Annotated in this window: 22 protein-coding genes and 6 pseudogenes; 18 read left to right on the forward strand and 10 right to left on the reverse strand. The window is 64.9% G+C overall.

The genetic code is table 11. The features are described from left to right. Window positions 1-38: 38 nt before the first annotated feature. The 6 genes and pseudogenes from ALC15_RS24865 (at window position 39) to ALC15_RS24890 (ending at window position 6917) form a co-directional block, all read left to right on the forward strand. On the forward strand, window positions 39-1907 hold the full coding sequence (locus ALC15_RS24865; protein WP_050629537.1) for an AMP-binding protein: 1869 nt from the start codon (window positions 39-41) through the stop codon (window positions 1905-1907). Between the two features lie 156 nt (window positions 1908-2063). Beyond that, window positions 2064-3190 (forward strand): annotated as a pseudogene (locus ALC15_RS24870) (acyl-CoA dehydrogenase family protein). Between the two features lie 12 nt (window positions 3191-3202). Continuing rightward, a pseudogene (locus ALC15_RS24875) lies at window positions 3203-4449 on the forward strand (acyl-CoA dehydrogenase). 29 nt (window positions 4450-4478) lie between these two features. Then, a pseudogene (locus ALC15_RS24880) lies at window positions 4479-5722 on the forward strand (acyl-CoA dehydrogenase). A 2-nt stretch (window positions 5723-5724) separates the two neighbouring features. Beyond that, window positions 5725-6435 (forward strand): nitroreductase, encoded by a 711-nt coding sequence (locus ALC15_RS24885; protein WP_050629538.1) that lies wholly within the window; start codon window positions 5725-5727, stop codon window positions 6433-6435. Between the two features lie 71 nt (window positions 6436-6506). Continuing rightward, window positions 6507-6917 (forward strand): hypothetical protein, encoded by a 411-nt coding sequence (locus tag ALC15_RS24890; RefSeq protein WP_050629539.1) that lies wholly within the window; start codon window positions 6507-6509, stop codon window positions 6915-6917. On the opposite strand, the gene ALC15_RS24895 is transcribed toward ALC15_RS24890, so the two are convergent. Continuing rightward, window positions 6911-7921 (reverse strand): helix-turn-helix transcriptional regulator, encoded by a 1011-nt coding sequence (locus ALC15_RS24895; protein WP_050629540.1) that lies wholly within the window; start codon window positions 7919-7921, stop codon window positions 6911-6913. The genes ALC15_RS24890 and ALC15_RS24895 overlap by 7 nt on opposite strands. Before the next feature lie 82 nt (window positions 7922-8003). Between ALC15_RS24895 and ALC15_RS24900 the strand changes: the two genes are divergently transcribed. Further along, window positions 8004-8657: a glutathione S-transferase family protein gene (locus tag ALC15_RS24900; protein ID WP_050629541.1), complete on the forward strand. Its 654-nt coding sequence runs from the start codon at window positions 8004-8006 to the stop codon at window positions 8655-8657. A gap of 14 nt (window positions 8658-8671) precedes the next feature. Then, window positions 8672-9106, forward strand: a complete 435-nt coding sequence (locus tag ALC15_RS24905; RefSeq protein ID WP_050629542.1) for a DUF6157 family protein — start codon at window positions 8672-8674, stop codon at window positions 9104-9106. 58 nt (window positions 9107-9164) lie between these two features. On the opposite strand, the pseudogene ALC15_RS24910 reads toward ALC15_RS24905, so the two are convergent. Both ALC15_RS24910 and ALC15_RS24915 read right to left on the reverse strand, forming a co-directional pair. After that, window positions 9165-9949, reverse strand: a pseudogene (locus tag ALC15_RS24910) (enoyl-CoA hydratase/isomerase family protein). An 11-nt stretch (window positions 9950-9960) separates the two neighbouring features. Beyond that, window positions 9961-11073 (reverse strand): cyclic nucleotide-gated ion channel, encoded by a 1113-nt coding sequence (locus ALC15_RS24915; RefSeq protein ID WP_050629543.1) that lies wholly within the window; start codon window positions 11071-11073, stop codon window positions 9961-9963. Window positions 11074-11401: 328 nt separating this feature from the next. Here ALC15_RS24915 and ALC15_RS24920 point away from each other — a divergent pair. Continuing rightward, window positions 11402-12069 (forward strand): annotated as a pseudogene (locus tag ALC15_RS24920) (Crp/Fnr family transcriptional regulator). Between the two features lie 29 nt (window positions 12070-12098). Further along, window positions 12099-12956, forward strand: a complete 858-nt coding sequence (locus ALC15_RS24925) for a DUF6537 domain-containing protein (RefSeq protein ID WP_050629544.1) — start codon at window positions 12099-12101, stop codon at window positions 12954-12956. A 31-nt stretch (window positions 12957-12987) separates the two neighbouring features. On the opposite strand, the gene ALC15_RS24930 is transcribed toward ALC15_RS24925, so the two are convergent. The 3 genes from ALC15_RS24930 to ALC15_RS24940 form a co-directional block, all read right to left on the reverse strand. Then, the gene (locus ALC15_RS24930) at window positions 12988-13206 is read right to left on the reverse strand and encodes a hypothetical protein (RefSeq protein WP_050629545.1); all 219 of its coding nucleotides are present in this window, start codon (window positions 13204-13206) and stop codon (window positions 12988-12990) included. Between the two features lie 71 nt (window positions 13207-13277). Further along, window positions 13278-13493, reverse strand: coding sequence for a hypothetical protein (locus ALC15_RS24935; RefSeq protein ID WP_050629546.1), 216 nt, complete (start codon window positions 13491-13493; stop codon window positions 13278-13280). A gap of 35 nt (window positions 13494-13528) precedes the next feature. Continuing rightward, complete coding sequence (locus tag ALC15_RS24940) at window positions 13529-13720, reverse strand: hypothetical protein (RefSeq protein ID WP_050629547.1); 192 nt, start codon at window positions 13718-13720, stop codon at window positions 13529-13531. A gap of 171 nt (window positions 13721-13891) precedes the next feature. Between ALC15_RS24940 and ALC15_RS24945 the strand changes: the two genes are divergently transcribed. The 6 genes from ALC15_RS24945 (at window position 13892) to ALC15_RS24965 (ending at window position 18395) form a co-directional block, all read left to right on the forward strand. Further along, on the forward strand, window positions 13892-14182 hold the full coding sequence (locus ALC15_RS24945; RefSeq protein WP_244486247.1) for a hypothetical protein: 291 nt from the start codon (window positions 13892-13894) through the stop codon (window positions 14180-14182). Between the two features lie 90 nt (window positions 14183-14272). Next, a complete protein-coding gene (locus tag ALC15_RS24950) occupies window positions 14273-14635 on the forward strand; it encodes a PRC-barrel domain-containing protein (protein WP_162240513.1) in 363 nt (120 codons plus the stop codon). Between the two features lie 238 nt (window positions 14636-14873). Continuing rightward, a complete protein-coding gene (locus tag ALC15_RS24955; protein WP_050629618.1) occupies window positions 14874-15635 on the forward strand; it encodes a Crp/Fnr family transcriptional regulator in 762 nt (253 codons plus the stop codon). Window positions 15636-15665: 30 nt separating this feature from the next. Then, window positions 15666-16040: a DUF6894 family protein gene (locus ALC15_RS47650; RefSeq protein WP_347336313.1), complete on the forward strand. Its 375-nt coding sequence runs from the start codon at window positions 15666-15668 to the stop codon at window positions 16038-16040. A gap of 199 nt (window positions 16041-16239) precedes the next feature. Continuing rightward, window positions 16240-16458, forward strand: coding sequence for a hypothetical protein (locus ALC15_RS43500; protein ID WP_157860939.1), 219 nt, complete (start codon window positions 16240-16242; stop codon window positions 16456-16458). Between the two features lie 185 nt (window positions 16459-16643). Continuing rightward, entirely contained in the window at window positions 16644-18395 is a 1752-nt protein-coding gene (locus ALC15_RS24965) for a hypothetical protein (RefSeq protein WP_200914693.1), read from the forward strand. A 290-nt stretch (window positions 18396-18685) separates the two neighbouring features. On the opposite strand, the pseudogene ALC15_RS24970 reads toward ALC15_RS24965, so the two are convergent. Both ALC15_RS24970 and ALC15_RS45535 read right to left on the reverse strand, forming a co-directional pair. Beyond that, window positions 18686-20085 (reverse strand): annotated as a pseudogene (locus ALC15_RS24970) (TAXI family TRAP transporter solute-binding subunit). A gap of 90 nt (window positions 20086-20175) precedes the next feature. Next, window positions 20176-20505, reverse strand: a complete 330-nt coding sequence (locus ALC15_RS45535; RefSeq protein WP_210168605.1) for a hypothetical protein — start codon at window positions 20503-20505, stop codon at window positions 20176-20178. Here ALC15_RS45535 and ALC15_RS24975 point away from each other — a divergent pair. Together ALC15_RS24975 and ALC15_RS24980 are read left to right on the forward strand one after the other, a co-directional pair. After that, on the forward strand, window positions 20492-20845 hold the full coding sequence (locus tag ALC15_RS24975) for a DUF3307 domain-containing protein (protein WP_094194084.1): 354 nt from the start codon (window positions 20492-20494) through the stop codon (window positions 20843-20845). The genes ALC15_RS45535 and ALC15_RS24975 overlap by 14 nt on opposite strands. Before the next feature lie 169 nt (window positions 20846-21014). Further along, the gene (locus ALC15_RS24980) at window positions 21015-21416 is read left to right on the forward strand and encodes a hypothetical protein (RefSeq protein WP_050629552.1); all 402 of its coding nucleotides are present in this window, start codon (window positions 21015-21017) and stop codon (window positions 21414-21416) included. Between the two features lie 7 nt (window positions 21417-21423). Here the strand turns inward: ALC15_RS24980 and ALC15_RS24985 are convergent, their stop codons facing one another. Together ALC15_RS24985 and ALC15_RS24990 are read right to left on the reverse strand one after the other, a co-directional pair. Then, the gene (locus ALC15_RS24985) at window positions 21424-21759 is read right to left on the reverse strand and encodes a YkgJ family cysteine cluster protein (protein ID WP_050629553.1); all 336 of its coding nucleotides are present in this window, start codon (window positions 21757-21759) and stop codon (window positions 21424-21426) included. Then, on the reverse strand, window positions 21759-22457 hold the full coding sequence (locus ALC15_RS24990; protein ID WP_050629554.1) for a helix-turn-helix transcriptional regulator: 699 nt from the start codon (window positions 22455-22457) through the stop codon (window positions 21759-21761). The genes ALC15_RS24985 and ALC15_RS24990 overlap by 1 nt, the downstream gene beginning before the upstream one ends. Window positions 22458-22487: the final 30 nt, after the last annotated feature.

Raw genomic sequence — 22487 nt, forward strand, 5'->3', positions numbered from 1 at the left:
CAGATCCTCAAAAGGACAAGAATTCCGGGAGACGCAAAATGGATGGAGACGCGGCGATGCTGACGAAACCCGCCTTCCGCAAGGTGGATTGGCTCGCACGTGACATCGCGATTGATCGGCGCGACGACGGCACCGTCGTCCTGAAGTCGCGGATCCCGCTCCAGGCCTACGAGACGCACATCCCGGCCTATCTCGCCAAATGGGCGGCGCAGGCGCCGGAGCGCATCTGGCTCGCGCAACGCGGCGGTCCCGACCGGCAGTGGCGCAAGGTCTCCTATGGCGAAGCCAAGCGCACCGTCGATGCGCTGACGCAGGGCCTGCTCGATCTCGGCATTGCCGAGGGCAGGCCCGTCGCGATCCTCTCGGGCAATTCGATCGAGCACGCGCTGATGACGCAGGCCGCGATGCAGGCACGGCTGCCGGCCGCGCCGGTGTCGCCGGCCTACTCGCTGATGAGCCAGGATCATCTCAAGCTCAAATATCTCTTCAACCTGATCAAGCCCGCCGTCGTGATGGTGCAGGATGGACCTGCCTTCGAGAAGGCGCTGAAAGCGCTCGATCTCAGCGGCATCACGGTCGTCCACGTGCTGCGTCCCTGCGAGGGCATCAAGAGCGTGGCGTTTGCCGATCTCGCGGCAACGAAGGTCACGGCCGATGTCGACGCGTCGATCGCGAAGATCACGCCTGATACCGTCGGCAAGCTGCTGTTCACCTCGGGCTCGACCGGCATGCCGAAGGCCGTCATCAACACCCAGGAGATGATGTGCGCCAACGCGGCGATGATGATGCAAGTGCGGCCACGCGAAACGGCCGGGCCGATACCGACCGTGCTCGACTGGATGCCGTGGAACCATACCATGGGCGGCAACGCCGCGTTCAATCCGGTGCTGGTCGACGGCGGCACGCTCTATATCGACGACGGCCGGCCGATGCCGGGCCAGCTCGCGGAAACCATCAGGAATCTGCGCGAGGTCTCGCCGACCTATTACGCTAACGTGCCGGCCGGCTATGCCGCGCTTGCGGCCGCGATGGAGAAGGACGAGGCGCTGTGCGAGAGCTTCTTCAAGAACCTCTCGATCATGGCCTATGGCGGCGCGCGGCTGCCCGACGATCTCTATGACCGCATGCAGGCGCTGGCGGTGAAGACCACGGGCGAGCGCATCGTGTTCTACACCGGCTGGGGCTCGACCGAGACCGCGCCGACCTCGACCGGCACCTATTGGGACACCGAGCGCGTCGGCCTGATCGGCCTGCCGTTCCCGGGCGTCGAGCTGAAGATGGTGCCGTGCGGTTCGAAATACGAGTTGCGGCTGCGCGGCGTCAACGTCACGCCGGGCTATTTCGGCCAGCCGGACCTCACGGCGAAGATGTTCGACGAGGAAGGCTTCTATTGCATCGGCGATGCCGGCGTGTTCGTGGATCCCGAGGATCCGCTGCAAGGCATCATCTTTGCCGGCCGCGTGGTCGAGGACTTCAAGCTGACCACCGGCACCTTCGTCCATGTCGGCTCGCTGCGTACCGATGCAATCGCGGCCGCGACGCCGGTCGTGCATGACGCGCTGGTGGCCGGGCAGGATCGCGAATTCATCGGCCTGCTGTGCTGGCCGAACCTGCATGCCTGCCGTCAGCTCGTCGGCAACGCGGACGCGAGCTATGAGGACGTGATCCGGCATCCGGCCGTGATTGCCTGTCTCGAAAAGGGCTTGCAGGCCCACAACGCGTCCACCACAGGCAGCAGCATGCGGATCGCGCGCGCGATGCTGATGGTCGAGCCGCCGTCGATCGACGGCAACGAGCTCACCGACAAGGGCTACATCAACCAGCGCGCCGGCCTCGAACGCCGCGCTGCACTGGTCGAGAAGCTTTATGCCGAGCAGCCCTGCGGCGAGGTGATCGTGCTGTGCTGAGGCAAGACTCTCTCCACTCGTCATTCCGGAGCGCGCGAAGCGCGAGCCCGGAATCCGTCTTTCAGCGAATCCGGAGTCCGATGGATTCCGGGTTCGCGACTTCGTCGCGCCCCGGAATGACGAAGAACACGTGACAGCAAGAAAAAAGGAAACGCCATGAATTTCGATTTCTCCGACGAACAGAAGCAGATGCGCGACGAGGCGCGGAAATTCCTGAGCGAACAGTGCCCGCCGAAGGCCGTGCGCGAAGTGCTCGACGCAAGGCGCCGTACGACAAGTCGCTCTGGAAGGGCCTCGCCGAGATGGGCTTCCTCGGGGTTGCGATCCCCGAACAGTTCGGCGGCGCGGGCGCCGGCCATCTCGAGCTCTGCGTGATTGCCGAGGAAATGGGCCGCGCGCTGGCGCCGGTGCCGTTCTCCTCCACCGTCTATCTCGCCGCCGAAGCGCTGCTGATCGCGGGCAGCGACGCGCAGAAGCAGAAATGGCTGCCGAAGATCGCCTCCGGCGATGCCATCGGCACGCTGGCGCTGTTCGAGGGCAAGGGCAATCCTTCGCCGAAGGCGGTCAAGGTCACGGCCAATGGCGGTGTGCTCAACGGCGTCAAGAAGCCGGTTGCCGATGGCGCTATCGCCGATTTCGCCGTGGTCGCCGCGCGCACCGGCTCGAGCGGACGCGAGTCCGATATCTCGCTGTTCATCGTCGATCTCAAGGCCGGCGGCGTCGAGGTGAAGTCGTTGACCAACATCGATCTCACCCGCGGCCAAGCCGAGATCACCTTCAAGGATGCCAAGGGCGAGCCGCTCGGCGCCACCGGCGAGGGCTGGAGCGTCATCACCCAGGTGCTGGATCGCGCGGCCGTGCTGATGGCGTTCGAGCAGGTTGGCGGCGCCGATCGCGCGCTGGAGATGGGCCGCGACTACGCGCTCGACCGCATCGCGTTCGGCCGTCCAATCGGCTCGTTCCAGGCGGTCAAGCACATGCTGGCCGACATGTACGTCTCGGCGACCCTGGCGCGCTCGAACTGCTACTACGGCGCCTGGGCGCTTTCCACCAACGCCGGCGAATTGCCGGAAGCGGCCGCCGCCGCGCGCATCAGCGCGACGCAGGCGTTCCAGCACTGCGCCAAGAACAACATCCAGGTTCATGGCGGCATGGGCTTCACCTGGGAGTTCGACTGCCACATGTACTACCGCCGCGCCAACGCGGTGGCGCTCGGGCTCGGCAGTCTTTCCTATTGGGAAGACGCGCTGATCGATCGCATGCGCAAGAAGAACGCGGCGTAAGCGGGGACCGTCATGAATTTCGACGATACCGCGCAGGAGGCCGCATTCCGCGCCGAGGCGAAAGCCTGGATCGGAGCCAATGCGCCGAAGCAATATGAAGACGAACTGCGCAAGGCCTCGCTCGGCCGCGTTGCGCTCAAGGGCGCCAACATTCTCGAGGTCGCCAAGGCCTGGCAGAAGAAGAAGGCCGATGCCGGCTGGGCCTGCCTGCACTGGCCGAAGGAGTATGGCGGCCGCGGCGCCTCGCCGATCGAGCGCGTGATCTGGCAGCAGGAGGAGGGCCCGTTCGGCCGCCTCAGCTCGATGTTCATCATCGGTCACGGCATGTGTGGGCCGACCATGATGGCGTTCGCCGGCGAGGAGCAGAAGCGCAAATATCTGCCGCCGCTGCCTCCGGCGAGAAGATCTGGTGCCAGTTGTTCTCCGAGCCCGCCGGCGGCTCCGACGTCGCCGGCCTGCGCACCCGTGCCGAGAAGCACGGCGACGAATGGGTGATCAACGGCCAGAAGATCTGGACCTCGGGCGCGCATTATTCCGACTACGGCATCCTGCTGACCCGCACCGATCCGACGGTTGCCAAGCACAAGGGTCTCACCATGTTCTTCCTGGACATGAAGAGCCCGGGTGTCGAGGTCAGGCCGATCAAGCAAGCGAGCGGCGCGTCCGACTTCAACGAGGTCTACTTCACCGACGTGCGGATTCCGGACTCGCAGCGGCTCGGCAATGTCAATGACGGCTGGAACGTGTCGCTGACGACGCTGATGAACGAGCGCATGTCGATCGGCGCCGGCGTCGCCACCGGCTTTCCCGAGCTGTTCGATTTCTGCAACAGCCTGATGCTGGAGGATGGGCCCGCGATCGAGAACCGCGCGGTCCGCTCCAAGCTTGCGAGCTGGGCGGTGAAGGCGAGCGGGTTGAAATATACCAGCATGCGGGCGATCTCCGCGCTGTCGCGCGGTGAGCGCCCGGGACCGGAGAACTCGATCGGCAAGCTGGTCGCCGGCTCGATGATCCAGGATGTCGCGACCTATGCGCTCGACCTGCAGGGTGCCGCCGGCGCCTTGAGCGGGCCCGAGGATGCTGAGGTCGCCGGCAAGTTCCAGGCGATGCTGCTCCGTGCGCCGGGTACCCGCGTCGAGGGCGGCACCGACGAGATCATGCGCAACATCATTGCCGAGCGCGTGCTGGGCCTGCCCGGCGATATCCGGGTCGACAAGGACGTTCCCTTCAACAAGATCCCGACCAAGGGCCGCGCCTGAGCGCGCGTGAAATCAAAAAGAGGTTCGCCATGAATTTCGATGACACGCCGCAGGAAGCCGAGTTCCGCACCACTGCGCGCAAGTGGATCGCCGCCAACGCGCCCAAGGAGTTCGAGCCCGAGCTCTCGAAGTCGTCGCTCGGCCGCATCAGGCTCGCCAAGCACGACATGGTCGAGGTCGGCAAGGCCTGGCAGAAGAAGAAGGCGGAAGGCGGCTGGGCCTGCCTGCACTGGCCGAAGGAATATGGCGGCCGTGGCGCCACCCCGATCGAGCGCGTGATCTGGCAGCAGGAAGAGGGCGTCTACGGCAAGCTCACCCAACCGTTCCAGATCGGCGAGGGCATGTGCGGCCCGACCGTGATGGCCTGGGGCAGCGAGGATGCCAAGCGCCGCTATCTGCCGAAGCTCGCTGCGGGCGAGGAGATCTGGTGCCAGCTGTTCTCCGAGCCGTCGGCCGGCTCCGACGTCGCGGGGCTTCGTACCCGCGCCGAGAAGAAGGGCGACAACTGGGTCGTCAACGGCCAGAAGATCTGGACCTCGGGCGCGCACTACTCCGATTACGGCTTGTTGATCGCGCGTACCGATCCGAATGTGCCCAAGCACAAGGGCCTCACGATGTTCTTCCTCGACATGAAGAGCCCGGGCGCGAAGTGCGGCCGATCAAGCAGGCCAACGGCATGCAGGAATTCAACGAGGTCTATTTCACCGACGTCGTGATCCCGGACAGCCAGCGCCTTGGTGCGGTCGGCGAGGGCTGGAGCGTGTCGCTGACCACGCTCATGAACGAGCGCATGTCGATCGGCGCGCGGCTTGCGACCGGCGTGCCCGAGATGTTCGAGTTCTGCTCCAACCTGATGCTCGAGGACGGGCTTGCGATCGACGATCCGGCGGTCCGTTCCAAGCTTGCGAGCTGGGCGGTGAAGGCGAGCGGGCTGAAATACACCAGCTACCGCGCCATCTCAGCGCTGTCGAAGGGCGAGCGGCCGGGGCCGGAGAATTCCATCGGCAAGCTCGTCTCCGGCCTGATGCTGCAGGACATCGCGACCTATGCGATGGACCTGGAGGGCGCAGCCGGCAGCCTCACCGGCACCGATGAGGAGCAGGCCAACGGCCAGTTCCAGCAGATGCTGCTGTCGTCGCCCTCGATGCGCATCGCCGGCGGCACCGACGAGATCCTCCGCAACATCATCGCCGAGCGCGTGCTGGGCCTGCCCGGCGACATCCGGGTCGACAAGGACGTGCCTTACAACAAGATCCCGACCAAGGGGCGCTGAGCATGGATGCGAAAACGAACACGCGCTATTCATCCGAAGACCGCATCGGTGCGCTCGAGGAGTTGCTCAACGAGCGCTACTCGGTGCGAGCGTTTCTGCCGCGTGAGGTGCCGCGCGAGGTCATCGAACATATCCTCAGTGTCGCGCAGCGCACCGCGTCCTGGTGCAACAGCCAGCCCTGGCAGGTGCTGATCGCGAGCGGCGAGGCCAAGGAGCGTTTCCGCAAGGCGATCTATGCCGAGGCCGCGTCCGGAGCCAAGGACGATCACGACTTCACGCCGCCGCGCGAATATGTCGGGGTCTATCTGGAGCGGCGCCGCGAAAGCGGCTTCCAGCTCTACAACACGCTCGGCATTGCGCGAGGCGACAAGGCCGCCTATTCGAAGCAGGCGCTGGAGAACTACAATTTCTTCGGCGCCCCACATGTCGCCGTCATCCACACCAACGAGCCGCTCGGCATCTATGGTGCAATCGACTGCGGCGGATATGTCTCGAACTTCATGCTGGCCGCGCAGGCGCTCGGGCTCGGCACCATCCCGCAGGCCGCGCTCGCCCGCCATTCCGGCTTGATCCGCCGCCATTTCAACCTGGCTGACGATCGCCGCGTGGTCTGCGGTATCTCGTTCGGCTATGCGGATCATGCACACAAAGTGAACAGCTACCGCACGTCACGCGCAACTGTGGCTGATACTGTCACATTCGTTGATGTATAGTTTCCTCAAGGCGGGACTTACCCCTCTGCCGAGGACAAGAAGAAGCGACACGAGAAACGTCAAGAAGAACAATGGCGAACAACGCCGCTCCGACGCCGGCTGAGATCAGCTGGCAACTGCACCGGCTGCCTGCGCTCGAGCGCGACGCGTACATCGCCGCGCATTATCTGGGGCAGGGCGTCGCGTGGAAGACCCGTTTCTTCGACGCGATCGACTGGGGCGCAGGTTCGGTGCTGCAATTCAGCTTCCTGCAACGAGGTTGGCACCGCCATGCGCGGCTCGACAATCCGATCTATGCCTATATCGATATCGAGCAACATCCGGAAACACGCGGCCTGCGCCGCGGCCGTCGGATCGATCTCCAGGGCACGATCAAGGCGATTGATTTCGTGACCGGGATTACGCTGACGCTCGACAAGTTCGAGATATTGCCGGTCAATCTTGTCGATCGCTTCGTCATCAGTTCGGACAGCCGTTACTGACCATTGGCCCGGCGCTTTGCCACGCGCCGCGGCGGTGCGTCGGCATAGCGCTCAGCCATTGCGCCGGTGAGTTCGGCCATCTTCTCGCGCAGTTCGTCGGGCGCGATCACCTCGGCCTCGGCGCCGAGCCGCAGCAGCTCGCTCGCCGCGTGCCATACGGTCTTGCCGACCGGCATGGTGGCGACGCGCCAGCCGTCGGTGTCGGTGCCATCGGCGAGCCGCATCCGCGCCTTCACGTAAGGATGCGCCAGCGCATCGAACAGCTTCAGCCCGAGCGGCGACAGCCGCACCGTGGCCTCGTTCGGATGCAGCTCGGCCTCGAGCCGCTCGATCGAGTCGCGCCAGTAGGCCGCGAGGTCGAAGTCTGCCGGACGCGTGAACGGCCTCTCCAGGATCGTGCAATCCAGCACCCGCGCGACGCGGTAGGTGCGCACATTGCCGTCGACGAGACCGGCAAGATACCAGCTGCCGCCCTTCAGCACGAGGCCGAGCGGCGCCGCGCGCCGCCGCTTCTCGGCCTTCCAGCTCTGGTAGCGGATCTCGATCAGGTTCTCGCGCAGCACCGCGCCGGCAATCGCGCGCAGATGCTTCGGCTCCTCGGTTTCGCCGAACCAGTTCGGCGCGTCGAGATGGAAACGCTGCTGCAAGCGGTTCGCGTTGGGGCGCAAGTTCTCCGGCAGCGCCGCCATCAGCTTGGTCTGTGCCGCCATCATCGCGGCATCGAGGCCGAGCGCGGCGGCGGGTCCCGGAAGCCCGGTCATGAACAGCGCCTCGGCCTCGCCCTGCGACAGCCCATTGAGCCGCACCCGGTAGCCGTCGAGCAGCCGGTAGCCGCCCTCGGCGCCGCGGTCGGCATAGACGGGCACGCCTGCGGCCGAGAGCGCGTCGATGTCGCGATAGATCGTGCGCACCGAGACTTCGCAGGCCTCGGCCAGCTCGGGCGCGGTGACCTGTCCCCGCGCCTGCAGGGTGGTAAGGATGGAAAACAGCCGGCTCGCGCGCATGGGAAAATCATACCTGACACAGGATGTCAGGTATAGGCGGACATAAAGGGATCATGCCCCTGTCGGCGCAAGGAGACCTGCCATGACCACCGCTGCCCCCACCGACCGCCTCACGCTGTATTACTCGCCGCAGAGCCGCGCCACCGGCACCCGCGTGCTGCTCGAGGAACTCGGCGCGCCCTATGATCTGCACATCCTCAACATGAAGGCGGGCGAGCAGCGCAAGGACGCCTATCTCGCCATCAATCCGCTCGGCAAGGTGCCGGCGATCCGCCACGGCGACGCGCTGGTGACCGAGCAGGTCGCGATCTTCATCTATCTCGCCGATCTGTTTCCGCAGGCCGGCCTGACGCCGGCGCTGAACGACCCCCGACGCGGCCCGTATCTGCGCTGGATCGCCTATTACGGCTCTTCGTTCGAGCCGGCCGTGATCGATCATTTCATGAAGCGCGTGCCGGCGCCGATCACGCAATCGCCCTATGCCGATTACGACACCATGCTGGCCGCACTCGAGGCGCAGCTCGCCAAGGGGCCTTATCTGTTCGGCGAAGAGATCACGGCGGCCGACATCCTCTGGGGCGTTGCGCTCTCCTGGACCATGATGTTCGGTATCGTGCCGAAACGGGACGTGTTCGTCCGTTACGCTGAACGCATCGTCGCGCGTCCGGCCTTCGTCCGGATCTCGAAGGCCGACGACGAGATGGCGGCGCAGCATGCCGTCGCCGCCGGAGTGTGATACGGATCGTGCCGATGGCGAAAGTCCTGCACAGCACCAACTGCTTCAACACCCTGATCCGCGTCGCCGAGGATTGCCCGGCGCAGCGCGGCGAGGAGCCGCAGCCGCGCGGCGGCCAGCCGACGGTCGCCGTGCTGCAATACCGGATGATTGCCGGCGCGCCCTATAAATACACGTCCGACGATGTGGTGTTCGCCACGTCGTCGGCCGGCCGCGCGCTTGATGGCAAGGCGGGGAAGAAGGAACGCGGCCTTGCCCGCGAGACGTTCTTCTCGCGCGGCCAGGCCTGCATGCGCGCCTCGCCGCTCGGTAAGCGTTTCGGCTGGGGCGTGCACGCCGACGCCGAAGGCCGCATCGCGATCTACGCCGTCGACAGCAAGCGCTACCAGGCGCTGGCTGGTGATCCCGAGGTCGCGCAGACGCGCGCGATGCGGAGCAAGCGGGCGTAGCGGGTCGCTGCTTCACCTCCCCCTCCAGGGGAGGGTGAGACGCTATCCGGCCGTTCGACTAAAACCTTGGCGCCCGCTTCTCGGCGAACGCTTGATGCCTTCCTTGATCTCGTCGCCGCGCATGCTGTCGCGATGGCGTTGGTCGGCCGCGGCCTCATCGAGCTCGCCGCGGGCGAATTCGTTGATGGCGCGCTTCATGCCGGCCATCGCCTTCGGCGCGTTGCCGGCCAGGATCGTCGCCAGCCTGTCCACTTCCTCGTCGAGAATTTCGGGCGGCACCATCGCGGTGAGGTAGCCGATCCGCAGCATCTCCGGCGCCGAGATCTTCTGCGCGGTCAAGAACAGCATCTTGGCGTTGTCGACGCCGAGCCGCGTCACGTAGCGCTGGATGCCGCTCTTGTAATAGTGCAGCCCGAGCCGCGCCGCCGGCATGAACATCTCGGCGGTATCGACGCCGATACGGAAGTCGCAGGCGAGCGCGAGGTCTGTCGAGCCGCCATAGACGCCGCCATTGAGCCGGCAGATCGTCGGCACGCTCAAATCCTCGAGGCGGTTGACCACGACCTCGAACGCAGAGCCCGCGCTCTGCTGCTCGCTGGCGCTCACCGCGCGCTCCGCCACCGAGTTGAGATCATAGCCGGCCGAGAACGCGCGGCCGGTCCCGGTCAGCACCAGCACCCGGATCGCCGGGTCAGCCTCGATACGGTCGAACAGCCGGACGAGCTCGCCGAGGTCCTCGGCCTGCAACCGGTTGAGATGCTTCGGCCGGTTGAGGCGGACCGTGGCGCGCGCGCCCGCGATTTCGAGCACGGGTCCGCTGGCGGTGTCGGCCGCATCAGCCATCTTGGTCTCCATCATTGGTTCTCACGTTCGCGCCGCCTCGCCTCGGCATCGATGGTCTCGGCGAGATCGGGATGCCTTGCCATCAACAGGCGGAAATCGACGAGGTCAAGCACCAACAGCCGGGTCACCTTGCTGGTCGAGACGCTGGCGCCGCGCTTGGCGTTGCCGAGCAGCGCCATCTCGCCGAAGAACGCGCCTTCGCCGAGCTTGACCTTACGCCCCGGCAGGTCGACCTCGACCTCGCCGGCGGCGACGAAATACATGCAGTCGCCGTTGGTGTCCTTGCGGATGATCATGGTGCGCGGCGGCAGATCCATGGTCCGCAGCATCTGGGTGACGTCGGCGATCGCGGCCGGGCCGAGATGCGCGAAGAACGGCACCTTGCTGACCGCCTCCCAGGTTCTCAGAAAATTGTCGCGGCGGGTCTCGTTGGCAAAACCGGTCGCCAGAATACCGGTCCACAGCCCGAACACGCCGAGGCCCGAGATCATCACCATGGCGGCGACCACGCGGCCGAGCGGGGTGATCGGCACCACGTCGCCATAGCCTGTCGTGGTCAGCGTCACCACCGCCCACCATAGCGCCGCCGGCACGCTGCCGAAGGTTTGCGGCTGGACGTCGCGCTCCAGGAAATATTCGGCGACCGAGGCGAGGAACACCACCATCAGGAAGATCACGAGCACGCTGAGCAGCGGCCCGGACTCCACCACCAGCACGCGCCGGAGCTGGCGCAGGCCGGGAATGCCGGGCACCACCTTGAGCACCCAGAGCACGCCGAGCAGCCATGCGGTCTTCGGCTCGATCCCGGAGAGCAGCGCCAGCGGCACCGCCAGCGCGCCGATCGCGTCGACGATGCCGGCGCTGGACAGCTGGTAGAACCAGAACTTGTCCTGCCGTCGCATGTGGCGCAGCCGCACCAGCCATTCGAACACGAAATACGCCAGGCAGGCCCACAGCAGTGCGTCGACCCAGCGCGGGACCGCGTCATAGGCAGGCGCGACCGTCAGCAGCGTCATCATGGCGACGCCTACCGCGACCGCGACATAGGCCGCAGTGGTCATGTTGCGACCGGCGGTGGCGGCAACGAAGCGCGTCAAGGCCGGAAGGACGAGCGGCTTGGACATCGGAACGGTGCTTGCCTGTCGCTGAACTGCGGGAATCGAGACCCCGCGCGTGGCCGGGCCGAGGTCACAACGTGCCTCTCCCGGTTGAGGCCGTCAACGCGCAGGCGGTGGCGGCATGATCGCGGCAAAAGGCCCATAGGCCGGACGAATGGCATAACCATGTTGGCCCGATTTTGCGCCCGCGAATGTGAGAAATCGGACAAATCGTCGCCTTTTCCTTCCTATATCAGGGGATGTTGGCCTGCGACGCGAGGGTCGGCAACCTCGGCAGGAATGAAGCGACTAATAAGGCGATCCTGTTCATTTCTTGAGGATTGGTTGGTTTCCGATGGATACCTCACATCTCGCGGAGCACGCCGCGCCGCCGGTAGTTTCTTCGCATCGATCTTCGTGGTCGCGACGCTGTCGATGCGGACCATGATCCCGTTGCGCGTCTTCGCCATCCTGACCAACATCATCCTGATCGTGACCGCGATCCCGACCCACAATTACGGGACGCTGATCCTGCATGCCGTGCTGCTGCCGGTGAACACCTATCGTCTGCACCAGATGCTGCAGCTGGTCCGCAGCGTGAAGCGATCGGTCAACAGCGACCTGTCGATGGACTGGCTGCGGCCGTTCACGACGGAGCGCAAATGCGCCGCGGGCGAGGTCCTGTTCTACAAGGACGAGAAGGCCGACAGCATATTCTACATCGTCAGCGGTCGCTTCCGCCTGGTCGAATCCGGTATCGAGCTGCCGGTCGGCGCCCTCGTCGGCGAATTCGGCATGCTGTCGCCGTCGAACACGCGAACCCAGACGCTGGAATGCGTCGAGACCGGCATGGTGCTGTCGGTGACCTATGACCAGGTCGAGCAGCTCTACGTCCAGAACCCGGCGTTCGGCTTCTACTTGCTGCGTCTGTTCTCCGCCCGCCTGTTCCAGAATATCGCGACGCTCGAGCAGCGGCTCGCGCAGCACGCCACCCCACCAGTCGCGGAGCCCAAACCTGCATGAGCCCCGCGACGAGTTATTGAGGCGCCACAGTGCCGGATGACGACAGTCTGCTGGCTTCGCTCCGCTACCTGTTCGCCGACATCATCGGCGATGAGGACGAGGGGCCGCCCGTGTTGCCTGACGCCTGCCCGGGTCATCTCGGGCCTGTTGTCACCGAGGCCATCCATCGCTTGATCGCCTATCAGAGCACGAGCTACGCCCAGCTCTATGTCGACCGGCTCAATCGCTTCGTCGGCCGCCGCGGCGTCGACGACGCGCTGCTCGGCGACATCGCCTGCCTGATGGCGGAGCGCATGGCCTATGAGGATGCAATCCGGATCGCACAGCTCAAGCTTGGTGAGGTTGATGCGGCGGCCGGCCTCGCCGTGCGCTCGGCCGACGACGTCAAGAAGCTCCGCCTTGACGAGTTGATCGAAGCCTTGCCGGAGATGGTCGCCGATCCGATGCTTGCCGTGCTCGACCAGTTCGGCTGGCGTCGCCGCCGGGTGTCGATCCGCTTCAGCGCCAACAATCGCTTCAGCGTTCGCCGGCTCAGGATCGAGGCGGGCCTGAAGCGCTGGCGGCTGTTCTCGGGGCGCTACGCCAAGGAGCGGGTCTGGGTCGAGCGCTGGCTGCACATGATCGACCGCAGCCTGACCAAGCAGCCGACCGCCGCCCCGGCCGTCGTGCAGACCGCGACCATGATCCAGGGGTACGGCGATCCCTATCGCCAGGGCATCGCGGACTGGCATGTGATCATCGACGGGCTGGTCAAGCCGACCTTCGACGGCGTGCTCGCGCTTGCCGACCTTGCCGGCGCCATCACCGAGGCCCGCGCCGCCATCATGCCCGATCCGCGGCAGGCGTCGCTCAAGCGCAAGATCGCGGAGATTCGCGCGCGGGGATGACGGGTCAAGAGGCGAGGGGCCTCTGAGGGATCTACCGCTTCAGATGCGGCGGCTCGTCGTAGCCGCGGCGGCTGGAATAGAACAAGAGGCCCATCAGGCCGGCGCAGACCGTGCCCAGAACTGCAATTCCGATCGTGAACATGACGATGCCGAAGGTCGGCACCGGAGCGTCTACCGTGAGCCCTTCATAGGCGTAGGCGCCGACGGCGACGAGGAAGACGAGCAGGCCGATGCTGATTGCAATGCGCATGGGGTTCTGCCTTTGCTGAAGGCCAGGAGCAAGGCAGTCTGCAAGACGGGTTGTAAGGCAGGTTGTGCCGATTATCCCGCCGCGGCGATGGCCTTGGCCAGCGCCTGCTGCCCGGCTTCGGTGAGCTCGGGGAGCGTCGTTCTGCCGCTCCTGGCGCACTTGATGATGTATCTGGCAACGCGCTTGCGGGTGGCATGTTCCTCGCCATGGAGCGCATCGGCGCAGACCTGGTCGAGCGCGAAGTTCATGGCGGCAAGCGTGCGTGAGTCAAACCGTTCCTCGATCATCGCAGCTCTCCCTGTCGGCCATCTTCGGGGCGCGGCTATTTGCGGAGTGTCAGCCACTCGCTGACTTCCATCACGGTCTCGGTCTGCCTGGCTTTCTTCATCAGCGTTTCGCGTTCCCGTCCCGGTGGCAGCTTGCGCGCTGCAAGGCGCGAATCCTCGGCGAATTTCTGCAGGCGATCTTCTAACGATCCGGGAGGCCGCGACCTGTTGCGCTTCTTCTTGATCATGCTGCCTCCAGAGTGGAACCAGCGATACTAGGCATGTTCCCAAGAGGCCGTCGTTAACCCATGACATCGGCTTAAACGAAATCGTCGTTAGCACCGCAGGAACGATCTTCGGCGCCATGCGTAACGCTCGTGCGTTCGCTGCTTGCTCCCCGAAGGCAGTGGACCACTCTGGTGACGGGCCTCGGCGAATTGCATCGCCGGGGCCCGCATAGCTTCAAGGCAATCGAACCAAGGGAACGAACCAAGGGAAACGCAATGGCACATTCGAACCATGGCATCGTGAAGGACGACAAGGGCCAGGAGCAACCGGCCGACAAGGCGCGCGCGCAGACCGCCCACAAGACGGATCAGCGAAAACCGGGAAAGCCCGAAGCGACGCGGGATCCAAAGTTGAACGACGCGGACAAAACTCCGGGATCCGGCATGATGTCGGACGATCGCGGAGATCCCCCAAGCGGCTGAACCATGTTTTGCTGTGCAGCACCTGCGGCAACGCGGCAGGAACGAAGGTGCTGCTCCATCGTTGGCCCCGGGAGATCGATGGAGAATGATATGGCGATGGACGACAAGGAGCTCGGAAACCTGATCGGCAGCGACAAGGTCGAAGGCACCGCGGTCTATGGATCGGACGAGCGCAAGATCGGCTCGATCGAGCGCGTGATGATCGACAAGAAAAGCGGCCGGGTGTCCTATGCCGTGCTCGGCTTCGGCGGCATTCTCGGCCTCGGCAACGACCACTATCCGCTGCCCTGGCAGTCGCTCAAATACGACACAAGGCTGGGCGGCTACGTCACCGGCGTGACCGAGCAGCAGCTGCGCGGCGCGCCCAAATACGGCAGCGAGCGGGACTGGAATTGGGCCGACATCGGTACCACGCGGGCGGTGAATGATTACTACGGTGTGCCGCTCGTCTGAGCGGCGACGGCTTGCAGGGCTGGCGCTTTGCAAGGCCGCCCCTTGCAAGGCTTTTGAAACGCCAACGGCGGCGATGCCCTGACAGTAACCGAATTGTACGGCGCTTGAGGACTGTAACCGTCGAGTCCTCCGGCGTCTGTACACTAGTGCACAGACGTCAATAGCTGTGCAATGTAACATACGTTATTGAAAACGGCCCGGCAGTTACCCGATTAGACATCCGGGGAGATCAATGTCGTTGGCGTCGCTAGTCCGTAAATTAGAGCAGTTCGTACGGCTTTCGCCGGTAGACCACGTCATTCTCAATCGCGCGTCGACCGAGCGTGTCCGCCACTTTGGGCCGCGTGTCGATATCGTCCGTGAAGGCGAGAAGCCGAAGGACGTCCATCTGATCCTCTCCGGTTGGGCCTGTCGCTACAAGCAGCTCGAGGACGGAAGGCGCCAGGTGGTGTCGTTCTTCCTGCCCGGCGACATCTGCGACGTGAACGTCTTCATCCTGCGCGAGATGGATCATTCGATCGGCACCATCACCGCGGTGTCGATCGCAGATCTCTCGCGCGAGTTCTTCGACAAGGTCGCGGCCGAGCATCCGCGCATCGTCACCGCGTTCTGGTGGGAAACCCTGGTCAATGCGGCGATCCAGCGCGAATGGACCATGAGCCTCGGCCAGCGCACGGCGCTGGAGCGAATCGCTCATCTGCTCTGCGAGATCTGGCTGCGGCTGCGTCTTGCCGGATTGACCCAGGGCGACAGCTGCGACTTCCCGTTGACCCAGGGCGACCTCGCCGACGCCACTGGACTCTCCAAGGTCCACGTCAACCGGACGCTACAGGAGTTGCGCGCCGAGGGGCTGATCGTGCTCAAGGGCAAGACCCTGTCCGTCCCCAATCTCGACCGGCTGATGCGCGCCGGCCTGTTCAATCCGAACTATCTGCACATGGATCACGAGGGGCGGCAGCTCGACGCCGTCGGCACGCCGTCGGACGCCGCCGCGGGATGACCGGCGCGTCCTTTCGGGGAGACGCAACGCTTGGTCCTCCACGGGTGCAAGCGGCATCAGGCGCGCAGCGGTTCGCATGAGCGCCTGGCTGTCGTCGCCCGCTTAGGAACGATTTCCCTATGCTTCGCGTTGTTGACCATTGTCGCCGACAATGATGGAGGCGATTGGATGGTGCGCTATTTCTTCGATATCAGAGATGGCACTGGGCTCTATCCGGATGAAGAGGGGCTGGAATTTGAAGATCAACGGGCCGCAGAACTAGAGGCCGCTCGTACGCTCGGCGAGTTGGCCAGAGACCTTGCGTCGCTGGACGACCGGCACGATTTTGCGATCGAGGTGCGGACCGAAGACGGCCCCGTCTTCAAGGTCGTCTTCGTTTTCGAGACGACCCATCTAAGGCAATAAGGCTGCCTCAACTGACTGTGAAGTCCGCGCACCCAAGGGCCACCCAAGGCTCGCTTTCGCGGTCTTGTAGCGCCACAAATATCCCGCACCTGGACGAGCCGACCAGCGACCCCCGGGACCGGAGGTTTGGCGGCACCAGGGGGTCGCTACTCCCGATGCGCTCGGGGGCTAAAAGTCGGGAGCTATGAGTCGACTCCCGGTGTTCCGCTTCGTTCCAAGCGGTGGCAGCCAATTCATGATCGCGAGCGCGATCAAGCGCGCCCGCAAAGTGAAGTCCCGAGCGGGTGATTCGACACGACGATGGCAACACAATGTGTCGCAATGTTTCAGTGGCGGCGCCGTCCATCTGGATTACCGAGCTGGTGAAATCTTCGGCGGCTTCACGCCGAAGCGGCGAACTCATTACGGTGACAAGTGAATAAGGCCAGGGAGAGCGGAAACGCGCGTGCGTTCGTGCGAGCACGATCGAGCCTTGGGCCTTCCGCCGTCGTCGCGTTCGCACTCCTGTAACAATCCGCCCGCAGATTGCGCGCGTCGATCCCCTCGACGCGGTGGGCAATTACGGCACTCGCTCTGCAAAAATCTTACATTGGGAGAATGACAATGATCGCCAGAGGATCACGCCTGTTTGTCGGGCTTCCGCTTTCCAAATCCGTTCTTGCACTCACGCTCGCCTCGACCGCGCTTGCCGGCAGCTTCGCGCGCGCCGATGAGGATGACATTCATTTCCGGCCGGGCCATTTGCTGTTGAGCCGCGCCGTGTTCGCCAATAACGCCGTGACCATCACGCCCGGCGTCACCCAGCTGCCTCCGAACTGCGTGTCGCCCAACTGCGTGACCGCCACGGCGGATGGCACTTATCCGACCGTGTTCAACAACGATCTCGTCGACGGCTCGTTCGGCCTGACCGCAAAGATCGTGCTCGACGAGTTGCGGCTCGACGGTGACCATGTGCGCTCGCGCGAGGTGCCGAACAGCGCCTCGCGCGGCGTCTCGCCGGGCAAGGACCAGATGGTCACGAGCTTCTCGTCGAAATCCGAGCTCGCGCTCAATCTGTCGCTCGATCACCGCACCGTATCGTTCATGGGTTACCTCGCCCCGATCGGCGCGATCGATGTCTCCAACTCCAACACGCCCTTCGTGGTCGATCCCACCAACCCGGTGACCAGCACCTATTATCGCCTGGTCGCTGAAGTCGACGAGCATGGCCGCTTCCACTTCACCAAGACCAACGCCTATAGCGGCAACAACGGCCGCGCCGCGATCCTCAACGATCGCCATGGCGGCAGGGTTTTCTACACGGTGGGCAACGCCGGCAACGGCGGCAAGACGCAGCCGGTCGGCGTGATCGTCGGCACCGGCACCCAGATCATGACGGAGGCTGATGCGGCGCTTGCCCAGCAGCCCGATCCGGCCCAGCCGACTCCGGTCGGCAGCTTCAATGTCACCGAGCTCGGCCAGCCGATCGACAAGATCGGCAAGGACACCAACTTCCGCGGTCTGACCGTGTTCGACAACGTGGTCTACCTGACCAAGGGCAGCGGCGGCAACGGCGTCAACACGCTGTACTTCATCGACACCTCCGGCAACGCCGCCAACGGCAATCCGAAGGCGTGCCCGAACGGCACCGGGGTGCCGAACCCGTCGGCGACGCTGCCGACGACGCCGATCTTCTACAACGCCGCGACGGTGCAGACGACCGGCGTCACGCCCTACAACATGTGCGTGCTGAGCGGTTTCCCGACCAATCCGGCCAAGACCGCGACCTCGTTCCCGTTCGGCGTGTGGTTCGCCGACGCCGAGACGCTCTATGTGGCGGATGAGGGCAACGGCACCACGACCTATGATGCGGCCTCGAACACCTACACCGCGGCGGCGTCGCAGACCGGCGCGGGATTGCAGAAGTGGGTGTTCAACGGCACGACCTGGACGCTTGCCTACACGCTGCAGGCGGGACTTGGCCTCGGCGTGCCCTATACGGTCAAGGGCTATCCGACCGGCAACAATGCGGCGACCAAGTTGCCGTGGTCGCCGGCGACCGACGGCCTGCGCAACATCACCGGCCGCGTCAACCGCGACGGTACCGCGACGATCTTTGCGATCACCGCGACCGTAAGCGGCAGCGGTGACCAGGGTGCGGATCCGAACCGGCTTGTGTCGATCACCGACAAGCTGTCCGCCACCACGCTTCCGGCCGGCGAGCATTTTGCCACGCTGCGTACCGCGAACGCCGGCGAAGCGCTGCGCGGCGTGTCGTTCACGCCCGGCACCGACCTCGGCCGCGATGAAGAAGCCCATGACCGCAGCTCGTGCGGCCACGGCAGGGGCGACGGCGACTGCCGCGACACCGATTGAAGCAAGGGGGTTGCGGCGCTGTCTGCCGCGCTTGTCTCCGCCGGTTCGTCATGCCCGGCCTTGCGCCGGGCACTGACGTTTCTTGCTCCAATATTCCATCCTCAACTGTCATCGCTGTCATTGTTGAGCGACGCTGGGACGACAGGTCCGATTCATTACGCCCGCCGCGGAACATGGGTCCCTGCTTTCGCAGGGACGACGCACGGGGAGAGCCGTGGACTCTCGCACCGGATCACCCGCATGCGCGGCGTGATGACGCCGAACGAGTTGCTCGGCGGTTGAAACAGAACTCACGCGTTCGCGCTCTTCACCACCACGAGATTGTCGTCGACGGCCGGGGGATGGCGCTTGAGGTGATCGCGGCGCAGGGCGATCTCGTCGCGGACCAGCTCGTAGCCGAGCTTGAAGGTGTCGAGGCCGTCGCCGGAAACCGTGCCGTCGCGCAGGCCGATCACCGCGCCGCGCAGGATCGCCTCGAGCTCGTCCTGCAGTTCGTCGAGGTCTTCGGTGCAGGTGGTGCGCGCGACGCGTTCACCGATATCGAGGATCCGGCCCGCCAGCTCGCTGGCCTTCGCCGGCGCGACGCGGGTGATCTTGGTGTAGATCGCGGCGAAGATCGAGCCGATGATGCTGAGCGCGGCGGCGCCGAGATACATCACGTCGCTGTAGCGATCCATGAACGACTTGGTGTCGTCGTTGATGTATTCGGCGGCGCCCTGATGGGCGACGATGAAGGCGTCCTTGTCGGTCGCTGCCGGCTCGATCCTGGAGGCGAAGCCGTTGTCGAGCGCGAGCTCGGACTTGTTCTCATAGACGATGCGCGCGAGCTCGGCGGCCGTCGTCGTGGGCATCCAGGATTGGGCCACCAGCAGCCATTGCAGCCCGATAGTGTCGACCTCGTCATCGGGGATCGCGGGCGAGGACGACAGCATCCCGGTCGAGATCGTCTCCTCCGAGATCGCCGGATATTTGCGCGCCAGCGCCTTTGCTTCGTCGATTGCGTTCAACGTGAACCCGCCGGAGCGCTTGGCATATTGCTCGTAGGTCTTGTCCTTGATGATCTTCGAGGCGTGCTCGATCACGACCACGGCGGCAAAGCCCGAGGCGAACAGCTTGTCCAGCGGCGTGTTCGGCGGCGCCTGCTGCACCCGCTGCGCGGCATCCGGGCTGTCGGAAATCTCGAGCGCACTGCGGACAAAATTGACGCTGTTCTCGCCGTCGCCGACGACCGCGATCTTCTTCCGCTTTAGCTCGGGCAGCGACTTGATCTTCTTGCCGCCGGGGCTGAGCACCAGCACCACGTCATGCTCGAGGATCGCGATGGCGCGGGCGCGCGGCGGCACCTTGGCGTCGGTGCGCAGGATGGCAAGCGAGGCGTCGCGGCGATCGAACTGTGCCAGCGCTTGGCATTGTCGGGGTTCGGCGCAATCTTCAGCCGCAGCCGCGACGAATTGGTCTTCAGCACGGTCGCAAGGCGGGCGGCGAACTTCGCCTCCGGGCCGTTGGCATCGCCGACCGCGAACACCAGCGTCTCGGAGTTGCGCAGCCAGAGCCGGCCGCCGGCCACGGTGACGGCGCTGAGCAGCAGTGTCAGCAGGGTGAAGACGACGATCTGCGCGCGGTTGCTCTTGGCGACCGGAGCGCGCGGCTGCGGCGGCGTTGGCGCAGGCGAGGGGGCTTCGGCACTCATGGCTGATCACCCGTCCGGGACGGCCCGTTGCCGGAACGGCGCCGCGCTGCCCGGTGAATCCGTAAATCACTATAAAAGAAAGAAAATTTCCTACGCAGGCGACGATATACTTCCCCGGGCGGAACGCAAACCGGCCGCCGGCCGTAACCTTGATCCTGGCTCGCCTGCGCCGCGCTGCGACATGACGATCGCCACTGTCGACGGCTGCACCCAGATGTGATTTTCGACGGGCCGCAGGTGCATTCCGTCGCCGGAGATGTCATAAATGAGACAAGCTTCGGTTTGCGGAATTATGCTGACGGCCTGACCCGGATTTCTTGCAATCACATTCATCGAAGTAAAGGGCGTCAGCTTGTTGTTTCCTGCCATGTCGTCGTCGGTGTCGGTTGGTGCCCTGGTGGGATGGATGTTGCTTCTCACGGCGAAGCACATCATCGCCGACTTCATGCTGCAGAACGCCTGGATGGCGATCGGCAAGGACCAGAAGACCGGCTGGGCCATGCCGCTGCTCGCGCATTGCCTGGTCCATCTCGCGGTCGCGCTGGCGCTGATCCTGGTGGTGGCGCCGCGGTTCTGGTACGTCGCCTTCGTCGACTTCGTGATCCACGTCATCGTCGATCGCTGCAAGGGATACTGCGCCTCGCATTTCGGCGTGACGCTGGAAGCGCACCATCCCTGGTTCTGGACCCTGATCGGGGTCGACCAGGCGCTGCACCACCTCACCGGCTTCGCGCTGTCGATCTACATGGCCGCGAACTGAGCGGCTGACGGACGCCTCTTCCTTCATTTCAGGCAATCGACCATCCGCCGACCGCGGGCGGATGTGATTCGCGTGCAACGGGCAAGCCTCTCCGGAGACGACCGGAGGCCGTGGTTAACCTTTCGTTAGAGGATTGCGCGGCATCTTCCCGATCGAGGGGGATTTGCAAATGTTTTCAAGCCGCGACGCCTTCGAGAACGATGCCTGCCCAGTTGCGGACGACCTGCTCGGCCAGATGTACCGCGCCAATCCCAACGGGCTTTCACTGCTGGTCGCCAATGTCGCGCCCGATGTCCGGGCGAGGCTGGCGCTATTCTGCTATCGGCGCAGCCATCTGCACGCGCTCGCGGTGGCGATCGCGTCGAGCTGCAGCGAATGGGAGCTGGTCAATTCCGGCGGCCGTGTCGGGTCGACGCTCTATGCGCTGTCGCGCGAGCCGGCTCGCACTGCGACCGTGTCGCATGGTGGCCGCAAGCCGATCACGCTGTCGACCAAGCCGCTGTCGACCTTCGCGCCCGTTGTCGATGACGAGCTCGACGACGAGGATGTCAGCGACAGGGTCACGGCTTAAGCCCTGCTCAAGTCGGTTGCGCGCCCGGAATGAGCGGCAGCCCGTGCCGGCGGCGCGCCATCGCGCATTCCGCGTCGCCCGGCAGACAAGTTCGGCACACCTCCGGCCGCACCGCATAGACGACGCAGCGCGTCGCCTCTCCGATCTTCCCCGACAACGCCGAGCAGCGATCGCCCTCGCAGCGCATCCCTGATTGTCGCGCGTTGACGAATTGCGCCGGGATCAGGTCGAGCTCTGCATCGTCCTCGGTCGTGAAGCGCGGCCAGTTCTCCGAATAGCTGCAGCAGGCGCCGCAGGACTGGCAGGGGCTTGCGCCGGCCGTATCGATCGCGTCATCCTCCATCAGGTGTCCCTCGGTGCTTCCCAGACTAGGCTGCGCCGCCAGCGCGCCCTGAGCAGGTCGCGCCGCTCCGGATACTTCTCGTCGTGGTAAACAGCGGTGACCACGCGGTCGGTGCGGAAGCTGCGGAAATCCCTGCGCAGTTCGCACCAGGCGGCGAGCAGCCGCACCGCCTCGTGATAGCCGACCGCGATCGGCCAGATCGTGCGCTCGCTGTCGCGGCCATGCTCGTCGCGATAGTTCAGCGTGATCTTCTTGCCCTCGTGGATCTGGCTGCGGGTCCTGACCATGTCGATACGGTCGGGCTCGCGGTTCCAGGCGGAGCGAGCGCGGCTCGCCGGCTCCAGCACGAACGGCCGCAGCCGGTCGGGCACGGTCTCCGCGATCTTGGCCATCAGGTCCTCGGCCGCGCGCGCCAATGCCGGATCGGCGTGGCCGATCACCCATTGTGCGCCGAGCACGCAGGCCTCGATCTCGTCGGGTGTCAGCATCAAGGGCGGCAGGTCAAAACCCTTCTCGAGGATGTAGCCCATGCCGGCCTCGCCGCGGATCGGTACCCGCTGCTCGATCAGGCTCGCGATGTCGCGATAGATGGTCCGCTTCGAGGTCTCGAGCTCGGCTGCGATCGCGTCCGCAGTCAACGGTTTGCGGGTGCGGCGGAGCACCTGGATGATCTGAAACAGCCGGTCGGCGCGTCTCATGGCAGTTCTCTTTGGTCGCTCTCTTGCAGC

Source organism: Bradyrhizobium viridifuturi (genome assembly GCF_001238275.1).
Classification (GTDB): Bacteria; Pseudomonadota; Alphaproteobacteria; order Rhizobiales; family Xanthobacteraceae; genus Bradyrhizobium; species Bradyrhizobium viridifuturi.

Coding starts and splice junctions, on each gene's coding strand:
- ALC15_RS24905 (WP_050629542.1), top strand. CDS start 8,672: ATGGCGAAAGTCCTGCACAGCACCAACTGCTTCAACACCCTGATCCGC.
- ALC15_RS24985 (WP_050629553.1), bottom strand. CDS start 21,759: ATGGAGGATGACGCGATCGATACGGCCGGCGCAAGCCCCTGCCAGTCC.
- ALC15_RS24890 (WP_050629539.1), top strand. CDS start 6,507: ATGGCGAACAACGCCGCTCCGACGCCGGCTGAGATCAGCTGGCAACTG.
- ALC15_RS24935 (WP_050629546.1), bottom strand. CDS start 13,493: ATGATCGAGGAACGGTTTGACTCACGCACGCTTGCCGCCATGAACTTC.
- ALC15_RS24865 (WP_050629537.1), top strand. CDS start 39: ATGGATGGAGACGCGGCGATGCTGACGAAACCCGCCTTCCGCAAGGTG.
- ALC15_RS24930 (WP_050629545.1), bottom strand. CDS start 13,206: ATGCGCATTGCAATCAGCATCGGCCTGCTCGTCTTCCTCGTCGCCGTC.
- ALC15_RS24990 (WP_050629554.1), bottom strand. CDS start 22,457: ATGAGACGCGCCGACCGGCTGTTTCAGATCATCCAGGTGCTCCGCCGC.
- ALC15_RS24975 (WP_094194084.1), top strand. CDS start 20,492: ATGTTGCTTCTCACGGCGAAGCACATCATCGCCGACTTCATGCTGCAG.
- ALC15_RS24980 (WP_050629552.1), top strand. CDS start 21,015: ATGTTTTCAAGCCGCGACGCCTTCGAGAACGATGCCTGCCCAGTTGCG.
- ALC15_RS24950 (WP_162240513.1), top strand. CDS start 14,273: ATGGCGATGGACGACAAGGAGCTCGGAAACCTGATCGGCAGCGACAAG.
- ALC15_RS24915 (WP_050629543.1), bottom strand. CDS start 11,073: ATGTCCAAGCCGCTCGTCCTTCCGGCCTTGACGCGCTTCGTTGCCGCC.
- ALC15_RS24900 (WP_050629541.1), top strand. CDS start 8,004: ATGACCACCGCTGCCCCCACCGACCGCCTCACGCTGTATTACTCGCCG.
- ALC15_RS24885 (WP_050629538.1), top strand. CDS start 5,725: ATGGATGCGAAAACGAACACGCGCTATTCATCCGAAGACCGCATCGGT.
- ALC15_RS24940 (WP_050629547.1), bottom strand. CDS start 13,720: ATGATCAAGAAGAAGCGCAACAGGTCGCGGCCTCCCGGATCGTTAGAA.
- ALC15_RS24895 (WP_050629540.1), bottom strand. CDS start 7,921: ATGCGCGCGAGCCGGCTGTTTTCCATCCTTACCACCCTGCAGGCGCGG.
- ALC15_RS24965 (WP_200914693.1), top strand. CDS start 16,644: ATGATCGCCAGAGGATCACGCCTGTTTGTCGGGCTTCCGCTTTCCAAA.